The organism is Pseudomonas sp. MYb193 (genome assembly GCF_002966775.1).
Taxonomy (GTDB): Bacteria; Pseudomonadota; Gammaproteobacteria; order Pseudomonadales; family Pseudomonadaceae; genus Aquipseudomonas; species Aquipseudomonas paracarnis.
This window is the reverse complement of record NZ_CP023269.1, coordinates 2,633,167-2,650,579: the sequence shown is the minus strand read 5'-3', so window position 1 is coordinate 2,650,579 and position 17,413 is coordinate 2,633,167. Positions and strand designations below refer to the sequence as shown.

The window sequence follows — 17,413 nt, the reverse complement described above, 5'->3', positions numbered from 1 at the left end:
ATGGGATCAAACCTTTGCCCCGCCCTGCCCTCCACTGTAGATCGCCACCCCAGGGAGAACGGTTTTATGAATCACGTTGCCACTGCTGCCGACACCCAATGCATCAATACCCTACGCACCCTGGCCATGGATGCCGTGCAGAAGGCCAATTCGGGTCACCCTGGCACGCCCATGGGCCTGGCGCCCGTGGGGTACACGCTGTGGAGTCGCTTCCTGCGTTATCACCCCGAACACCCCGACTGGCCCAACCGTGACCGTTTTGTGTTGTCGGTGGGGCATGCCTCGATGTTGCTGTATTCGCTATTGCATCTGGCCGGCGTGGTAGAGATCGACGCCCACGGCAAGCGTTCCGGCCAACCGGCCGTCAGCCTCGAGGATATCAAGCAGTTCCGGCAGATGGGCTCCAAGACCCCTGGTCACCCCGAGTACCGCATGACCACAGGCGTAGAAACCACCACCGGCCCGTTGGGCCAGGGCTGCGCCAACAGCGTGGGCATGGCCATGGCCGAGCGTTGGCTGGCTCAGCGCTTCAACCGCGACGGCCAGGTGCTGTTTGACTACGACGTCTACACCCTGTGCGGTGACGGCGACATGATGGAAGGCATCAGCAGCGAAGCCGCGTCCCTGGCCGGGCACTTGAAGCTCGATAACCTGTGCTGGGTCTACGACAACAACACCATCAGCATCGAGGGCCACACTGAGCTGGCGTTCAGTGAAGACGTGATCCAACGCTTCCAGGCGTATGGCTGGCACACCGTGCATGTCACCGACGCCAATGACTTGCAGGCCTTGAGCGTGGCATTGGAAACCTTCAAGGCCAACACCGGCGCGCCCACCTTGATCGTGGTGGACAGCGTGATCGGCTACGGCTCACCGCACAAGCACAATACCGCTGCTGCCCATGGCGAGCCGTTGGGGGACGATGAAATTCGCCTGACCAAGGCCGCCTATGGCTGGCCGCAGGATTCGAGCTTCCTGGTGCCGCAAGAGGCTCGCACAGTGTTGCGCGATGCCCTTTACGAACGTGCCGAGCCGTTGTATGCCGAATGGAACCAGGCCCTGGCCTCCCTCGACCCGCAACGGGCCGATGAACTGCAACGCATGCGCGCCGGGGAAATGCCCGAGCAATGGCAAGCGCACCTGCCAGACTTTGCCGCCGATGCCAAAGGCGTCGCCAGCCGTGCCTCAGGCGGCGAGGTGTTGAATGCCTTCGCCCAACAGATCCCCTGGCTGCTGGGCGGCTCGGCGGATTTGTCGCCCTCGACCAAGACCAACCTCACCTTCGACGACGCCGGGCGTTTCAGCGCGGATGATTACAGCGGGCGCAACCTGCACTTCGGTATTCGCGAACACGCCATGGGCGCAATCGCCAACGGCATGGCGCTGTCCTACCTGCGCCCGTATACCTCGACCTTCCTGGTATTCAGCGATTACATGAAACCGCCGATCCGCCTGGCGGCGATCATGGAATTACCCGTGATCTTCGTGTTTACCCATGACTCCATCGGCGTCGGCGAGGATGGACCGACACATCAGCCTATCGAACACCTCACCCAACTGCGGGCCACGCCGGGGCTGTTGACCTTGCGCCCGGGCGATGCCAATGAAACGCTGGAATTGTGGAAAGTCGCCTTGGCCCAGACTCATCGGCCCAGCTGTGTCGTGCTGTCACGCCAGCCGCTGCCCACCCTGGATCGCACCCAATACGCGACGGCCTGCGGTGCGGCCAAAGGTGCCTACGTGCTGGCCAGTGCGCAAAAGCCTGAGGTCATCCTGATAGGAACAGGCAGCGAAGTCAGCCTGGCGGTGGCCGCGTATGAGCAGCTCAAAGGTGAAGGCATTGCCGCCAGCGTGGTATCAATGCCCAGTTGGGAGCTGTTTGAAGACCAGGATCAAGCCTACCGCGACAGTGTGTTGCCGCCCGCAGTGAAAGCCCGCGTGGTGGTGGAACAGGCAGGTCCCTTGGGCTGGGACCGCTATGTCGGGCAGACCGGCGCCAAGGTGGTGATGAACAGCTTTGGCGCCTCGGCACCGCTGGCAAAGTTGCAGGAGAAATTCGGGTTTACCCTGGACAATGTGGTGAGGCTGGCCAAGCAACAGCTGCAGTTGGCTGAGCACTGACCCGCATAAGCGCGCGGGGCTGGTTCGCAGTCACGCCAGCAACCGCGCAAGTTCTTCACGGCAGTAGTCGACAAACAACTGCACCGGCTTGGTCAGCGGTGCACGGCGCAACCACACGGCCGACAACCCGGACCCCGTGACCGTTTCAGCCAAGGGAATGCACACCACCTTCTGCCCATCATAGGTGTACTCGCTGAAGGGTTTGGTCACCAGGACCGAGAACCCGAACCCGCGCCCCACCATGCCCCGCACCATTTCGATGGAGGGCGAGCTGAATACGATATTCGGGGTCAGCCCGCGCTCTTCGAAGATGCTCACGAAGTAGGTACGGCTGGGCAACACGTCCAGCAAAATCATTGGCTCCAGCACCAGGTCGGCCAAGGACACCCTGGCCTGCTGGGCGAAGCGGTGATCGGCCGGCAGCAACGCATAGGGCTGTTGGGGCGGCATCAGCGGCGTGGTCTCGATGGTGCCGCCCAGGTCGTGCTCAAACAACATCGCCACGTCGATACTGCCTGCGGTCAGCGCCTGCACCAATTCCTGCTGCTCGCCATCGCGGATGCGGATCTCCACCCCTGGCCAGCGCGCCTTGAAGCCGGCGATCAAGCGTGGCAGGTACAACGGCGCCACGGTTTCAAAGCAGCCGATGTCGATCTGCCCGGCCACCACGTCATTATCCGCCAGGGCGTTCTGCTCGAACTCATGGGCCACCCGCAACAGCTCCAACGCCTTGCGATAAAAGCGCGCGCCACTGGGCGTAAGGGAAACGCCCTGGGCGTGGTGGCGGATAAACAGCTGCACGCCAAAGCTGTCTTCCAGCTGTTTGATCGCCGTGGACACCGACGGCTGGGCGATATACAGCTTGCGCGACGCCTCGGCGACGCTGCCGCATTCGGCCGTGGTCACAAAATATCTGAGCTGGCGCAGGTTGTAGGCAGCCATCGGCACCTCCATAAACGTGGGTTTTCGCCCCAAACAGGTGCGCAGATACACCGGTTTTTCAAGCCATTGAAGCCCATGCAACATACCGGAGCAAAAAACCACGTGAGATATTTTTTTTAAGGTCTATAGCAACAAACTTACTAATTTACCTGCCTGCGTCCATTACAGATGATCACTCCAACAACAAAGCGCCGCCCGTGCAGCGCATAGCGAAGTACGTCCACGTACTCACCTTGCCTTGGAGCTCGTCATGGTTACCACTGCAACATCCTCCGCCCCACTCATCGAAAAACACACGATTGGATACGTGCCTCCGGAAGATCGCCATGGAAAGGTAAGAGACCTGTTCACCCTGTGGTTCGGCGGCAACATCGCGCCGTTGCCTATCGTCACTGGCGCACTGGGTGTGCAACTGTTCCACCTCAACCTGGTGTGGGGCATTGTCGCCATTCTTGTCGGCCATTTGGTCGGCGGTGTGTTGATGGCATTGCACTCAGCCCAGGGCCCGCAGATGGGCATCCCGCAGATGATCCAGAGCCGTGCTCAGTTCGGCTCCCTCGGCGCGTTGCTGGTGGTGGTGATTGCCGGGGTGATGTACATCGGCTTCTTCGCCTCCAACATTGTGCTGGCCGGTAAATCCCTGCATGGCGTGGTGGACGCCGTACCTGTACCGGTGGGCATCGTTATCGGCGCCATTGGTTCCGGGATCATCGGCATCATCGGCTATCGCTTCATCCACGTACTCAATCGCATCGGCACCTGGGTGCTTGGCGCCGGCATCGTGCTGGGCTTTGGCTACATCTTCACCCATGTACAGACCACGGATTTCCTCACCCGTGGCAGCTTCAACATCTCGGGTTGGCTGGCCACCGTTTCCCTGGCCGCGCTGTGGCAGATCGCCTTTGCGCCGTACGTGTCGGACTACTCCCGCTACCTGCCAGCCGACGTGCCGGTAGCCGCCACCTTCTGGACCACCTACCTGGGCTCGGCGCTGGGGTCGAGCCTGGCGTTCATCTTCGGCGCCGTGGCAGTGCTCGCCACACCGGTAGGCATGGACACCATGGACGCCGTCAAACTCGCCACCGGCGCCATCGGCCCGCTGATGCTGGTGCTGTTCCTGCTCAGCGTGATCAGCCATAACGCCCTCAACCTGTACGGCGCGGTGCTGTCGATCATCACCCTGGTACAGACCTTCGCCTACCGCTGGATCCCCACCGCGAAAAGCCGTGCGGTGCTCTCCATCATCGTGCTGGCTGCCTGTTCGATTGCGGCGGTGTTTGCCTCCCAAGACTTCATCGGTCACTTCGTCGACATGGTGCTGGTGCTGCTCGTGGTGTTGGTGCCCTGGACGGCGATCAACCTGATCGACTTCTACGCCATTCACAAAGGCCAATACGACATCGCCTCGATCTTCCGCGTGGATGGCGGCATCTACGGCAAATACAACCCCCAGGCGCTGCTAGCCTACGCGGTGGGGATCGCGGTGCAGATTCCGTTCATGAACACGCCGCTGTACGTGGGGCCGATTTCGCAGCACATCAACGGCGCGGACTTGTCGTGGGTGGTGGGGCTGGCGGTGACCTCGCCGTTGTACTTCTGGTTGGCGAGTCGGGACAGTGCGTATAAGCGCCGGATGGACAGTGGCAAGTTGGTGGGAGGGGTTTGATACAGACTCTCGGTCGCGCCTGCCCTACGCGTCACAACGTGTAGGCGCGCGTTATCGTTGACGTTTTTCGCGAGCAAGCTCGCTCCTGCAAGGGGTGATGAATGGCCGTGCGGTGCCATAGGCCCGATGTTTCTCTATGATGTGGCCTTTCACTGAACATCCCTGGAACCGCCCATGCCCACTCTCACCCTGCGCAACGCCCTGCCCACCGACGCCGCACGCTGCTTTCACATTGAAACCACCGCTTACGAAGGCGACGAAGCCGCAACGCTTGAAAAGATCGCCACGCGCATCGCGCAGTATCCCGAGGGATTTCTGATCCTGGAGGAAGATGGCGCAGTGGTGGGGTTCATCAACTCGGGCTGTGCCCATGAGGTGGTAATGTCGGACGAGGCCTTCAAGGAGTTGGTGGGCCATGACGCCGAGGCGCCGAATGTGGTGATTATGTCGGTGGTGGTCGACCCGGCCCATCAAGGCAAAGGCTATGCAAAAAGACTGATGACCGCGTTCGTGCAGCGCATGGGAACACTGGGCAAGCAGACGATTCATCTAATGTGCAAGCAACAGCATGTGCCGTTGTACACCCGCATGGGCTACACCTACGTGCGCCCTTCGCCGTCGGATCACGGTGGGATGGCGTGGCATGAAATGGTGATGGCGTTGAAAGCCACACCGTCGCAGTAGTGATTGTGTGTTGCAAGGCATGAAACTGCCGAAAAGCCGTGCAGGGAACGAATGCTTTTCAACAGGTAAAAATCCTGGATTTGTCTGTGCTGTCTGACGTCAAGCCTGACGCTGCAAAGCGTTATCTCAGATTGTGCCTACAGCAACTTCTCCCGCTGTATGAGCCAACCAAACAGGGGTTTCACACGCTTACATTCACGCGAAACAGGCCACATTGAGTGAAGGTTCCGGGCGCTGTAGCCTGCGAAACACCCCGCCAGGACCCTGCCCCGGCGGGGCATCTTCCTGGCTATCACAGAGGTGCAATCGTGTCTTCAATCAGTGGCTTCACCCCGTCCATCCCGACCTATCAACCTGTTTACGCAAGCAAGATCGATAACGATAAACCCAGGTACAACCCCTTGGAAGAAAACAGGGTTGGCGATGATGCAGAGGTGTCCGATGGCAAGTGCGGCTGGAAGAGCGTCGGCGACGAATATCGGGCCTACGCCAATCGCAATCGGTTTGATCGCCTCTTCCTGCCTTCGGACAAAAAAGCCATCCACGACGCGCAGATCCACCCTCTTCCCCATCGGTTTGATCAACACTTCCTGCCTTCTGACAAAAAAGCCATCCACGACGCGCAGTTCCACCCTCTTCCCCATCGGTTTGATCAACACTTCCTGCCTTCTGACAAAAAAGCCATCCACGACGCGCAGTTCCACCCTCTTCCCCATCGGTTTGATCAGATCTTCCTGCCTTCTGACAAAAAGGTCATCGACGACGCGCAGATCCACCCTCTTCCCCGTCGGTTTGATCACCTCTGCCTGCCTTCGGACCAAAAGGTCACCCACGACGCGCAGATCCACCCTCTTCCCCATCGGTTTGATCACGGTTACCTGCCTTCGGACCAAAAGGTCATCGACGACGCTCCGAGCGTCGCCAATCGCGCGCCCATAGATTCCTAAATCAAATCCGACGGCAAGGGCGGTTGGGTCAAGGCGTAACAGTGCAAACGACTGTTTGCTATCCAAGCCGTTGCGCCTCCCCATGGTATTGCCAAACACGCGCTTGCCATGGGTGGGGTGCGAAAGCGTGGGCATCCGCCAGCGAGTCACCAACTGCCGGAAGCCCCACCACCGCCACTGGAACCACCACCACCGGACGAGCTGCTGCTAGAACTGCTGGAACTTGAACCGGAGCCACCGCCCGAGCCAGATCCAGCCCCCTCGCCAACCTTGCCAAAGATAATCAGCGCGACAAACGATGCGATAGGAAACGCCAGCAGCCAGCCGTCGCGGCCGCCGTCAATCACCCATCCTGCCACCACGTACACCACTACCGCCGCCAGCAGCCGCACGATAAAACCGGCGCGGCTGGTGCGCCATGTCTCTCTCATGATCAGCAGCAGTACCAGGTACAACCCCAGCACCACCAAGACGCCCAATGGCCACAGCAGCCAATGGATGAAACTGACATCCACGTACTGGTTTGCCATAACCAACCCGAGGCTGTAAGCCAGCAGCCCGATCACACAGTAAAACAGCGTACGCACCTGCCACAGCGCGCCGAATATCGCGCCGCCTATCAACAGCGTCAGCGGCATGACAAACAGGAACATCGGCCACTCCAAACCGCCCGCCAGCAGCGTCAACAACAGCGTGGCCGCCACGGCGGCGATCAACGCCTTGCGCCAATGCAGCTTGCCGGCTGCAATCGCCACGCCGCCCAAGCCGCCCAGGATAAGCGCCGCCAGCAATGCGATGAATTGGGGGTTGATCCCGGCTCCCGCCAGTTGCGGCAGGTCACCGCCGTCCACCAGCACGGTCAGGGCGTCCACCCCCTGTTGCACACCGCCGGCAAAATCGCCCTGGCGAAACGCCGGGGTGATCTGTTCTTCAATAATACGATGGGCCAGCAGGTCAGTGACGATGCCTTCCAGGCCGTAGCCCACCTCGATACGTACCTTGCGGTCGTCCTTGGCCACCACCAGCAGGATGCCGTCGTTGACGTCCTTGCGTCCCAGTTTCCAGGCACGAAACAGCTGGTTGGCGTAGCCTTCGATATCGGCGCTGCCGGTGGTTGGCACCAGCAATACCGCCACTTGCGCGCCTTTGCGTTGTTCAAGGTCAGCCAGTTGTTGCTTGAGGCGCTGGGCGGTGCCCGAGTCGAGGGTGTTTGTCAGGTCAATGACCCGCTGATCAAGGGCTACCCCAATCGGCGAGGTGTCCGCATGAGCGGTGATCAACAGGCTGGAAAATACCAGGGCCAGTAGGCTGAACACCGAGTGCCGCACAAGCACGATCATGTATGGTTACCTGAAGTCTGTCCCTGAAGGCGCCGACTTTACCTTATCTGCGTGCAAACGCGTGACCCGGGGCCTGCGACTATCTAAACTGCCGATTAGCTGCATAGCAATAAGCCATCTACGGGACGCCCATGGACCTAAGTCACCGCAACAATGTACATGTGATGGGCAACGGTCCCTCGACCCTGGTGTTTTCCCACGGTTTTGGTTGCAACCAGGCCATGTGGAATGCCTTGGCACCGCACTTTTTCGACCGCTTTCGCGTGGTGCTGTATGACCTGGTCGGCGCCGGCATGTCGGACTTGAGTGCGTTCGACAAAGCCAAATACAGCCGCCTGGATGGCTATGCCCATGACATGAACGAGATTATCGACGCCTACGCCCAAGGCCCGGTGATTCTGGTGGGCCACTCGGTCAGCGCGATGATCGGCACCCTCGCCGACCGTTTCATCCCGCAGCGCATTGCCGCGCACGTGATGATTGGCCCATCGCCGCGCTATATCGATACCGAAGAATATGTCGGCGGTTTCAAGCGCGACGACATCGACGACCTGCTCGACACCCTCGACAGCAACTACCTCGGCTGGTCCAGCGCCATGGCCCCGGTGATCATGGGCGCCCCGACGCAGCCGCACCTGAGCGAGGCGCTCACCGACAGCTTCTGTCGCACCGAGCCGGACATCGCCAAGCAGTTCGCCCGCGTGACCTTCCTGTCGGATAACCGCCAGGATGTGTTCGGCCTGACCACCCCGGTGCTGATCCTGCAATCGACCGACGACCTGATCGCCCCCGTGGCAGTGGGTGAATACCTGCACACCGTATTACCTAACAGCACTTATTGCCTGGTCGAGAATGTCGGCCATTGCCCGCATATGAGCGCCCCCCAGGCGTGTGCCGCGGCGATGGACCGGTTCCTGGCCCCTTGGGCGGCTGCCGATGCCCGTTGACCCGCTGTTTGACAGCGCGGCCTGTGCCCTGGCGGTGACCCAGGAAGATGGCACGATCCTGCACGTCAACCCACGCTTGTGCGATTGGCTGGGCTTCACGGCGGCCCAACTGCTGGGCCGGCGTTTCCAGGACCTGCTGGCCATGGGCGGGCGGATTTTCTACCAGACGCACCTGGCGCCAATGCTGCGCATGCACGGCAGCGTCACCGAGGTGAAACTCGACATCCGCCATTGCAACGGGCACAAAGTCACGGTCTTGCTCAATGCCAACCAGCGCCAGCAGCCGGACGGCGTGGTGTATGACCTGGCGCTGTTCGGCACCACCGACCGTGACAAGTACGAGCGCGAACTGCTCAATGCGCGCAAGCAGGCCGAAGCCCTGCTGCAGGAAAAAACCGCCACGGAACTGGCCCTGCAACAGGCCCAGGCCGAGCTGAGCGAGGCCTACGCCATTGCCCAGCGCCGGGCGTTGTTTGCCGAACAGATGGTGGCGATTGTCAGCCACGACCTGAAAAACCCTCTGACGGCGATCCGCATGGCCGCCGACTTTCTCCAGCGCGGCGAGCGCACGGCCAAGGAGCGCCAGCTACTGGGACATATCGGCCAGTCTTCCGAACGCGCCCATCGCATGATCGCCGACCTGCTGGACTTCACCCAGGCCCGGGTCGGCCAGGGCATTACCATCAAGCCGCAACCGCTGGACCTGCATGGCGTTATTCATCGCAGCGTCGACGAACTGCGGGTGGCCTTCCCCAAGGCCACACTGGTGCATCACGCCGAGGGCCAGGGCGACGCCTGCCTGGACGCCGACCGTGTGCAACAGATGATCGGTAACCTGGTGGCCAACAGCGTGGCCTATGGCGACTTGCTGCAGCCGATTACCATCACCTCACGCCTGGGCGACAACACCTGCGCGGTTGCGGTGCACAACCACGGCCCGGCGATTCCCCAAACCCTGCTGGCCGGGTTGTTCGAACCCATGACCCGCGGCACCGACCAAGGCAGCGACGTGCGTAGCGTAGGCCTGGGCCTGTATATCGTGCGCGAACTGGCCAAAGTACATGGCGGCGACGTGGCGGTGAGTTCCTGTGCGAGTGCCGGCACCACGTTTACCGTGAAGTTCTAGTCCAGGTACGCGGTGCCCTGCATGATCGGCTCGACACGGCCGGTCAATATCACGCCGCCCTGCCCGTCCCATTGCACCGTGACCGCGCCACCGTCGCACTGGACTTCCACACGCTCATCGAGCAGCCCTCGCCGGATGCCGTTGACGACCGCCCCGCAACAGCATGAGCCGGACCCCAGCGGCACACCGCCGCCACGCTCCCAGATACGCAGGCGGATATGGCTGCGGTCCAGCACTTGCACGAAATGCACATTGGTCCTGGCCGGAAACAGCGGGTGAACTTCCAGGGTCGAGCCTATGGCCTCAATATCGAGCGCAGTCACATCCTCTACAAAAAACGTGCAATGCGGGTTGCCCATGCTGCACGCTGCCGGCTGGCCGTCGATAGGCAACACGCAGGTGTCCATCGCCTTGACCAAGGGTACCGACGCCCAGCCCAGCGAGGGTGCGCCCATGTCCACCGACACCCGCTGCCCATCAGCACGTGTGCATGTCAGCAAACCGCGGTCGCTAAGCAGCACAATGGCCTCGGCACCTGCCTCATGCATCAGGCGATCGGCCACGCCACGAGTCGCGCTGCCGCAGGTTTGCAGGCGTGTTCCGTCGGGGTTCCAGAACTGAACGCGCGCGGCGGCCTGCTCACAGTCGAGCACTACCGCCAGTTGATTGAAACCGATGCCGGTGCGGCGGTTACCCAGGTGGCGGGCAATCTGCGCATTAATGGGGTTATCCTCGCCACGGCGGTCGATGATAATGAAGTCATCGCCGTGGGCGTGCATCTTCACGAACGGCAGGGTCATGGGCGCTCCTGTGGGTGAAATGAGTCACGCGGTTCTAATACCACTGTAGGAGCGAGCTTGCTCGCGAAAAACTCACAGGCACCGCGTTTATCCAGGCAGTACGCGTTTTTGTTGGCGTTTTTCGCGAGCAAGCTCGCTCCTACATATGGGGTTGATGGGTCATGCTTATTGTATTCAGCGGCTTGCCTGGCAGTGGCAAGACCACGATTGCCAGGGAGCTGGCGCGACAGTTGGGCGCGGTTTACCTGCGTATTGATGTGATTGAGCAGGCGCTGCGGGAGGCTGCGGTGTTGGCGGGCGATGTGGGGGCCAGTGGCTACGGTGTGGCGAATGCGCTGGCGCTGAGTAACCTGCGCCTGGGACAGCGGGTGATCGCCGATTGTGTGAACCCGGTGAAGGAAAGCCGCGATGCCTGGCAAGCGGTGGCGACAGCGGCCGGCGTGGCACTGATCAATATCGAGGTAGTGTGTACCGATCAGCAGGCGCATCGGCGCCGAGTCGAAGGGCGTGTGGGCGATATTCCGGGGCTGGTGCCACCGACCTGGGAATCGGTACAGGTACATGAGTATGAACGTTGGGAGGCACCACCGTTAAGGCTGGATACGGCGCAGATGACGCCGGCAGAGGCTGTCGCGGCAGCCTTGCTCCATATAGGCTAAACCCCACCTGTGGCGAGGGAGCTTGCTCCCGCTGGGGCGCGAAGCGGCCCGCTCTTTGTGGGACTGCTACGCAGTCCAGCGGGAGCAAGCTCCGTCGCCACAATCTTTAGAAGTTACCGCGCAGCGCCTCAAGCCCGCCTTCGTAAATACCGGCAAACAATTCCTCGACTTGCGCATCGGTGGTACCCGCTGCCGGCGTGAACACGCCGGACCAGGTCACTTTCGCCGAGGTGTCCGTCAACGCTTCCACCTGCAAGGTCGACAGGTAAGCACTCACCGGAAACGGCGACGCTTCAATGGTGTAGCTGTAGGTGCGCGCCACGTTGTCGAAAGTCTGCAAGCGCTCGACAATCGTGCCGCCGTCAGCGGCGGTCAGGTGACGCACACGGCCACCCTCGCTCGGCTCGCTCTTGGCAATAAAAGGCAGCCAGTCGGGCAGGCTGTTGAAGCCGCCAATCAGTTGCCAGACCTGGTCGGCCGATACCGCAATTTCAATCACAGAAGAAGCTGTTGCCACAATCAATACTCCAGTCAGGAAAAAATCAGATTGCCATGCTGTCGACAACGCCGCCGTCGACCCGCAGCGCGGCACCGGTCGTCGCCGAAGACAGCGGTGAAGCAATGTACGCCACCAGGTTCGCCACTTCATCCACATTGGCCGCACGCTGGATGATCGAGGTGGGCCGCGCATGGCGCACAAACACATCTGCTTCGTCTCGGGCACTGCGCCCGGATTCGGCCGTGGCGTCCTTGAGCATGTGTTCCAGGCCATCGGTAAAGGTCGGCCCCGGCAAGATAGCATTCACCGTCACCCCTGTACCCGCCAGGCGCTTGGCCAGGCCGTGGGACACCGCCAGGTTGGCGCTTTTGGTCACTCCGTAGTTGATCATGTCAGCCGGCGTCGCCACGCCGGATTCGGACGACACGAAGATCACCCGGCCCCAGCCCTGCTCGACCATACCCGGCACATAATGCCGCGCCAGGCGCACGCCGGAGATCACATTGACCTCATAGAAGCGCGCCCACTCACTGTCCGGCGCGTCGAAGAAATCCACCGCGTCGAAGATGCCCAGGTTGTTGACCAGAATGTCGGCGCGGGGTTCGGCGACGAAGAGTTTCTGTGCGCCTTCAACGGTACCGAGGTCGGCCACTAAACCACGCAGTTGAGCAGCGGGAACCGCCTGGCGAATACTTGCCAAGGCGTCGTCCACCTTGCCTGCATCACGCCCGATCACCACCACCGTGGCGCCGGATTGCGCCAGGGCCTGGCTGATGCCTAGGCCGATACCGGCGGTGCTGCCGCTGACAATAGCCACTTTGCCGCTTACATCAATCTTCATGCTCAAGCTCCTTAACGTGAGAGAGGCAAAGGTGCACGGTCCGAGATCAAGCGGGCCTCGCGCAACGCTTGCCAGAAGGCTGCTGGAATCTGTTCAGACAACGCCGCGACGTCTTCGGCAATCCGCCCCGGACGACTGGCACCGGGAATCACCGCCGCCACCGCCGGATGCGCCAGTGAGAACTGTAGCGCAGCGGCCTTGATACTGACGCCAAACGTCTGGGCAATTGCCTTGATCTGCTCGACCTTGGCAATGATCGCAGGGCTGGCTTGCTGGTATTCAAAATGCGCACCACCAGCGAGGATGCCGGAGCTGTAAGGGCCACCGACGACGATCTCCACCTGCTGGGCGTGGGCCGCGTCCATCAGGCGCTGCAAGGCGCGGTCGTGGTCCAGCAGCGTATAGCGCCCCGCGAGCAGAAAACCATCAGGCCGGGCTTCGGTCAGGTCCAGGGTCAATTCGCAAGGCTCGACACGGTTGACGCCCAGCCCCCACGCCTTGATCACACCTTGCTCGCGCAAACGGGTGAGTACTTTGAAGGCGCCAGTGCGGGCCTGGTTGAAGTATTCCAGCCATTGGTCGCCGTAGAAATCCTGGGCGATGTCGTGAACCCACACGATGTCCAGGCGATCGGTTTGCAGGCGTGTCAGGCTGTCTTCAATGGAGCGCAGCGTGGCGTCGGCGCTGTAGTCATTGAGTATTTTATTCGGGCGGCCGTGTTCGAATACGCCGCTTTTTTCCCCAAGGTCACGGGCGGTTTCTTCGACTTCATCCAGAATCACCCGGCCGACCTTGGTGCTGAGCACGTAGTCATCGCGGTGATAGTTGGACAGGGCCTGGCCCAAGCGGATTTCCGACAGGCCCGAGCCGTAAAACGGCGCGGTATCGAAGTAACGCACGCCCTGGCTCCAGGCGGCCTCGACGGTGGCCTGGGCTTCTTCTTCGGGGATAGCGCGAAACATATTGCCCAAGGGGGCGGTGCCAAAGCCCAGTACGCCGGGCAGTGTGTCTTTCAAGCTCATGGTGGTTCCTCAATCGGCGCGAGGTCGCTGTGACCGTTGAGCAAATGCTAGATTGCGCTGATCAGACCGTCCAAGACATACTGCGACCAACTTGAGTCCTTGAAGGTCTTACATGATTGATCTACGCCAGTTGCGCTACTTCGAAGTGGTAGCCGAAGAAGAACACGTCGGCCGCGCCGCCGAGCGCTTGCACATTTCCCAATCGCCCCTGAGCCGGCAGATCGCCCAGCTCGAGGAACGCCTGGGCCTTACCCTGTTCGAACGCAGCCAGCAGCGTATCCGCTTGACCCGCGACGGCCAGACTTTCCTGGCCGAAACCAAGGCACTGCTGACCCACGCCAACCGCCTGGAGTCTCTGGGCAAGCGCCTGGGCCGCGGCGAAGAAGGCGGTTTGTGCATCGGTTATATCGAAAACGCCATGCACGCCGGTGTCTTGCCCAATGCCTTGCGCATACTGCGCGACGATCGGCCCGCCGTGCATATCAAGCTGTATAACCTGCCCTCCCTGGAACAACTCGAAGGTTTGCGCCAACGCAGCCTGGACATCGCCCTGGTGGGCGAACCACCTGCCGCCGACGACCCGGACCTGACCGCCTGGCAAGTACTCGATGACCCGATGCTACTGGCCCTGCCCGAACAGCATCCGCTGGTTCAACAACATGAGCTGTGGCCCGAACACCTGGCCGACCAACAATGGATCGGCGTGCAGCGCAAACCTGGCGCCAACCCGGCCGATGATTTCGTCGCCGCCTGTATCCGCGCCGGTTTCACCCCGCAGATCCCCATGGAGGCCAGCGAGCCCTTTACTGCATTAGGCCTGGTCGCGTCGGGGCTAGGGGTGGCGATGGTGCAAAAGGGCCTGAGCCGCAACGCTCCACCGGGCGTGGTATTGCGCGAACTGCCGTGGCTGGCCTACACCACACCGCTGTGGGCGGCCTGGCACCGCGTCAACTTGAGGCCGTTGGTGGAAACCTTTCGCAAAGTGCTGACCGAACCTGAGGCTATCTGACTGACGTCCCACAGGGTGTCTATGCCGGGTGATGACTTTGTGCGCAACGCAGAACCAGTGTGGGAGCTGGCTTGATCTGCGATAGCGGTGGTTCAGCCGCCATCAATGTTGGTGAACCGACGTCTTCGCGGGCAAGCCCGCTCCCACAGGCGACCTATGCCGGGTGATGACTTTGTGCGCAACGCAGAACCCGTGTGGGAGCTGGCTTGCCTGCGATAGCGGTGGTTCAGCCGCCATCAATGTTGGTGAACCGACGTCTTCGCGGGCAAGCCCGCTCCCACAGGGGATCTATGCCGGGTGATGATTTTGTGGGCAACGCCGGACCAGTGTGGGAGCTGGCTTGCCTGCGATAGCGGTGGTTCAGTTGAAGATTCAGTGACTGACACACCGCCTTCGCGAGCAAACCCGCTCCCACATTGGATCTCAGAGTGCTTCGCGCAACCGATACCACAACATCCCCAACGCCAGCAGTGGCGAGCGCAGCGCCTTGCCACCGGGAAAGGTCATGTGCGGCACCTGGCTGAAAATATCCAGGCCCTGGCTTGCACCCGCGTGTATCCCTTCGGCCAGCAACCGTGCGCACCAGTGCGTCACGTTCAAGCCGTGACCGGAATAGCCTTGGGCATAGAACACATTCGGGTATTGCTTGAGCCGCCCGACCTGGGGAAAACGGTTGGCGGTAATGCCGATCTTGCCGCCCCACTGGAATTCGATAGCCGTGTTGGCCAACTGCGGGAACACCTTGAGCATTTTCGGGCGCATGTACGCGGCGATGTCCTGGGGGTCGCGCCCCGAGTAGTGGCAGGCGCCACCGAACAACAGACGCCGGTCGGCGGTCAGCCGGTAGTAATCCAGGCCGACTTTCTGGTCGCACAGCGCCAGGTTCTGTGGGATCAACTGCTGGGCTACAGGCTCAGGCAGTGGCTCGGTGGCAATGATGTAGCTGCCCGCCGGCAGTACCTTGCCGCTCAAGCGCGGCTCCAGCTCTTCAAGATGGGCATTGCATGCCAGCACCAGGTTGGCTGCGCGCACGCTGCCGCCTGTGCAGCGCACCTGCACCGTCTCGCCATGGATCAGCTCCAGCACCGGGCTGTGTTCAAAGATACGCACCCCAAGGGCCTCGGCCGCCTGCGCTTCACCCAATACCAGGTTAAGCGGATGCAGATGCCCGGAACCCCTGTCGACCAGGCCGCCGGCATACGCCGTAGAGCCCACCACCTGTGCCATGTCTTGTGGGCCGACCAGCCGCGTTTCATGGGCATACCCCATGGCCGCCAGGTGCGCCTGTTCGCCCTTGAACGCCGCGAACTGCGCCGGAGTATTGGCGAGTTCGCAAAAACCCCAGCGCAGGTCGCAGTCGATGCCGTGCTCGGCAATGCGCTGGCCCACCAGAGCGACCGAGTCAATACCGGCACGCTCCAGGTAACGCACGCCCTCCTCGCCCACGTATTTGGCAAACCCGGAAACATCATGGCCAATGCCACGGATCAATTGCCCACCGTTGCGCCCGCTTGCGCCCCAACCGATGCAGCGCGCTTCCAGCAGCACCACCGAGAGCCCGCGCTGGGCCAGTTCGATGGCGGTGTTGACCCCGGTAAAGCCGCCGCCGATCACACACACATCGGCGCTCAGGTCTGCCTCAAGTGCGGGCCGCTGCGCCATGGCATTCGCCGAAGCGCGGTAATAGGACGGGGCGTGTTCATTGGGCTGCATCATCGGTTGGACTTCACTTTGCTCCAGGCGCGGGTCATCACGCGCATGGTCGCCGGCGTAGGCGTGGTGGAGATATAGAGTTTGTCGAGTACGTCCTGGGGCGGGTACACCTCAGGATTGTTCACCAGTTCCGCAGGCATGAACGGCTTGGCGGCCGGGTTGGCGTTGGCATAGCCCACCGAGGTGCTGACCTTGGCAATCACCTCAGGCTCAAGCAGGTAGTTGATGAACGCATGAGCTTGTTTGGGGTTGCTCGCGTCGGCCGGAATCGCCAACAGGTCGAACCACAGGTTGGAGCCTTCCTTGGGAATCGAGTACGCAATGTTCACCCCGTTCTTGGCTTCCTTGGCGCGGTTGGCGGCCTGGAACACATCGCCGGAATAACCGAAGGCCACGCAGATATTGCCGTTGGCCAGGTCCGAGATGTACTTGGAAGAGTGGAAATAGGTGATGTACGGCCGCAGCGTCAGCAGCTTGGCTTCGGCCTGCTTGTAGTCCTCGGCATTCTCGCTGCGTGGGTCCTTGCCCATGTAGTTGAGGATCGCCGGGAACAGCTCATCCGCTGAATCGAGGAAGGCCACGCCGCACTCATGCAGCTTCTTGATATTCTCCGGTTCAAACAGCACAGCCCACGAATCAATGCGGTCGATACCCAGCACTTGCTTGACCTTGTCGACGTTGTAGCCAATGCCATTGGTGCCCCACAGGTATGGCACCGAGTGAGCATTACCGGGGTCGTTCTGTTCCAGTAACTTCAGCAGCTTGGGGTCCAGGTTCTTGAAGTTGGGCAACTGCGCACGGTCAAGCTTGAGGAACGCACCGGCCTTCACCTGGCGTGCCAGGAAATGGTTGGACGGCACCACCACGTCATACCCGGTGCGCCCGGCGAGCAACTTGCCCTCCAGGGTTTCGTTGGAGTCGAACACATCGTAGATCACCTTGATGTCGGTCTTGGCCTGGAAGTCCGCCAAGGTGGTCTCACCAATGTAATCGGTCCAGTTGTAGACACTCACCGTCGGCGCCGCCTGGCCGGCACTGCTGAACGCCGCGACCAGGGCCAGTGGAAGAAGCTTGTTCACAAGACGCATATCGTCACC

The 17,413-nt window shown here is 61.3% G+C and carries 16 protein-coding genes; 8 read left to right on the top strand and 8 right to left on the bottom strand.

Annotation, left to right across the window (positions count from 1 at the left end; all coding sequences use genetic code 11):
• The first annotated feature begins 66 nt into the window (after positions 1-66).
• Positions 67-2,121 carry a transketolase gene (gene tkt / locus CLM72_RS12245; protein WP_105226620.1) on the top strand — a complete coding sequence of 685 codons (2,055 nt, stop codon included), beginning with the start codon at positions 67-69 and terminating at the stop codon, positions 2,119-2,121.
• Between the two features lie 30 nt (positions 2,122-2,151).
• On the opposite strand, the gene CLM72_RS12240 is transcribed toward tkt, so the two are convergent.
• Positions 2,152-3,063: a LysR substrate-binding domain-containing protein gene (locus CLM72_RS12240; protein WP_105226619.1), complete on the bottom strand. Its 912-nt coding sequence runs from the start codon at positions 3,061-3,063 to the stop codon at positions 2,152-2,154.
• A gap of 250 nt (positions 3,064-3,313) precedes the next feature.
• On the opposite strand from CLM72_RS12240, the gene CLM72_RS12235 reads away from it, so the two are divergent.
• The 3 genes from CLM72_RS12235 to CLM72_RS28755 all read left to right on the top strand — a co-directional run bounded on the left by CLM72_RS12235 (position 3,314) and on the right by CLM72_RS28755 (position 6,360).
• Complete coding sequence (locus tag CLM72_RS12235) at positions 3,314-4,729, top strand: cytosine permease (RefSeq protein ID WP_105226618.1); 1,416 nt, start codon at positions 3,314-3,316, stop codon at positions 4,727-4,729.
• A gap of 174 nt (positions 4,730-4,903) precedes the next feature.
• The gene (locus CLM72_RS12230; RefSeq protein WP_060765081.1) at positions 4,904-5,413 is read left to right on the top strand and encodes a GNAT family N-acetyltransferase; all 510 of its coding nucleotides are present in this window, start codon (positions 4,904-4,906) and stop codon (positions 5,411-5,413) included.
• Positions 5,414-5,721: 308 nt separating this feature from the next.
• On the top strand, positions 5,722-6,360 hold the full coding sequence (locus CLM72_RS28755; protein ID WP_158688682.1) for a hypothetical protein: 639 nt from the start codon (positions 5,722-5,724) through the stop codon (positions 6,358-6,360).
• Positions 6,361-6,506: 146 nt separating this feature from the next.
• Here CLM72_RS28755 and CLM72_RS12220 read toward each other — a convergent pair whose 3' ends face one another.
• Positions 6,507-7,700: a YgcG family protein gene (locus CLM72_RS12220; protein WP_105226616.1), complete on the bottom strand. Its 1,194-nt coding sequence runs from the start codon at positions 7,698-7,700 to the stop codon at positions 6,507-6,509.
• Positions 7,701-7,831: 131 nt separating this feature from the next.
• Between CLM72_RS12220 and CLM72_RS12215 the strand changes: the two genes are divergently transcribed.
• Entirely contained in the window at positions 7,832-8,647 is an 816-nt protein-coding gene (locus tag CLM72_RS12215) for an alpha/beta fold hydrolase (RefSeq protein WP_105226615.1), read from the top strand.
• The gene (locus tag CLM72_RS12210) at positions 8,637-9,773 is read left to right on the top strand and encodes a PAS domain-containing sensor histidine kinase (protein WP_034125767.1); all 1,137 of its coding nucleotides are present in this window, start codon (positions 8,637-8,639) and stop codon (positions 9,771-9,773) included. Before CLM72_RS12215 ends, CLM72_RS12210 begins: the two co-directional genes overlap by 11 nt.
• Here the strand turns inward: CLM72_RS12210 and dapF are convergent.
• A complete protein-coding gene (gene dapF / locus CLM72_RS12205; RefSeq protein ID WP_105226614.1) occupies positions 9,770-10,573 on the bottom strand; it encodes a diaminopimelate epimerase in 804 nt (267 codons plus the stop codon). The two genes, CLM72_RS12210 and dapF, sit on opposite strands and share 4 nt — an antisense overlap.
• A gap of 161 nt (positions 10,574-10,734) precedes the next feature.
• Between dapF and CLM72_RS12200 the strand changes: the two genes are divergently transcribed.
• Positions 10,735-11,232 carry an AAA family ATPase gene (locus tag CLM72_RS12200; RefSeq protein WP_105226613.1) on the top strand — a complete coding sequence of 166 codons (498 nt, stop codon included), beginning with the start codon at positions 10,735-10,737 and terminating at the stop codon, positions 11,230-11,232.
• A 106-nt stretch (positions 11,233-11,338) separates the two neighbouring features.
• Here CLM72_RS12200 and CLM72_RS12190 read toward each other — a convergent pair whose 3' ends face one another.
• Genes CLM72_RS12190 through CLM72_RS12180 form a run of 3 tightly spaced genes read right to left on the bottom strand, consistent with a single transcriptional unit; the run spans position 11,339 to position 13,594 of the window.
• On the bottom strand, positions 11,339-11,749 hold the full coding sequence (locus CLM72_RS12190) for an SRPBCC family protein (RefSeq protein ID WP_034125770.1): 411 nt from the start codon (positions 11,747-11,749) through the stop codon (positions 11,339-11,341).
• Between the two features lie 25 nt (positions 11,750-11,774).
• The gene (locus CLM72_RS12185) at positions 11,775-12,572 is read right to left on the bottom strand and encodes an SDR family NAD(P)-dependent oxidoreductase (protein ID WP_105226611.1); all 798 of its coding nucleotides are present in this window, start codon (positions 12,570-12,572) and stop codon (positions 11,775-11,777) included.
• 11 nt (positions 12,573-12,583) lie between these two features.
• Positions 12,584-13,594 (bottom strand): aldo/keto reductase, encoded by a 1,011-nt coding sequence (locus CLM72_RS12180; RefSeq protein ID WP_105226610.1) that lies wholly within the window; start codon positions 13,592-13,594, stop codon positions 12,584-12,586.
• 112 nt (positions 13,595-13,706) lie between these two features.
• On the opposite strand from CLM72_RS12180, the gene CLM72_RS12175 reads away from it, so the two are divergent.
• The gene (locus CLM72_RS12175; RefSeq protein WP_105226609.1) at positions 13,707-14,603 is read left to right on the top strand and encodes a LysR substrate-binding domain-containing protein; all 897 of its coding nucleotides are present in this window, start codon (positions 13,707-13,709) and stop codon (positions 14,601-14,603) included.
• A 423-nt stretch (positions 14,604-15,026) separates the two neighbouring features.
• On the opposite strand, the gene CLM72_RS12170 is transcribed toward CLM72_RS12175, so the two are convergent.
• Together CLM72_RS12170 and CLM72_RS12165 are read right to left on the bottom strand one after the other, a co-directional pair.
• On the bottom strand, positions 15,027-16,319 hold the full coding sequence (locus tag CLM72_RS12170; RefSeq protein ID WP_105226608.1) for an FAD-binding oxidoreductase: 1,293 nt from the start codon (positions 16,317-16,319) through the stop codon (positions 15,027-15,029).
• Positions 16,316-17,404, bottom strand: a complete 1,089-nt coding sequence (locus CLM72_RS12165) for a polyamine ABC transporter substrate-binding protein (protein WP_105226607.1) — start codon at positions 17,402-17,404, stop codon at positions 16,316-16,318. The genes CLM72_RS12170 and CLM72_RS12165 overlap by 4 nt, the downstream gene beginning before the upstream one ends.
• Between the last annotated feature and the right edge of the window lie 9 nt (positions 17,405-17,413).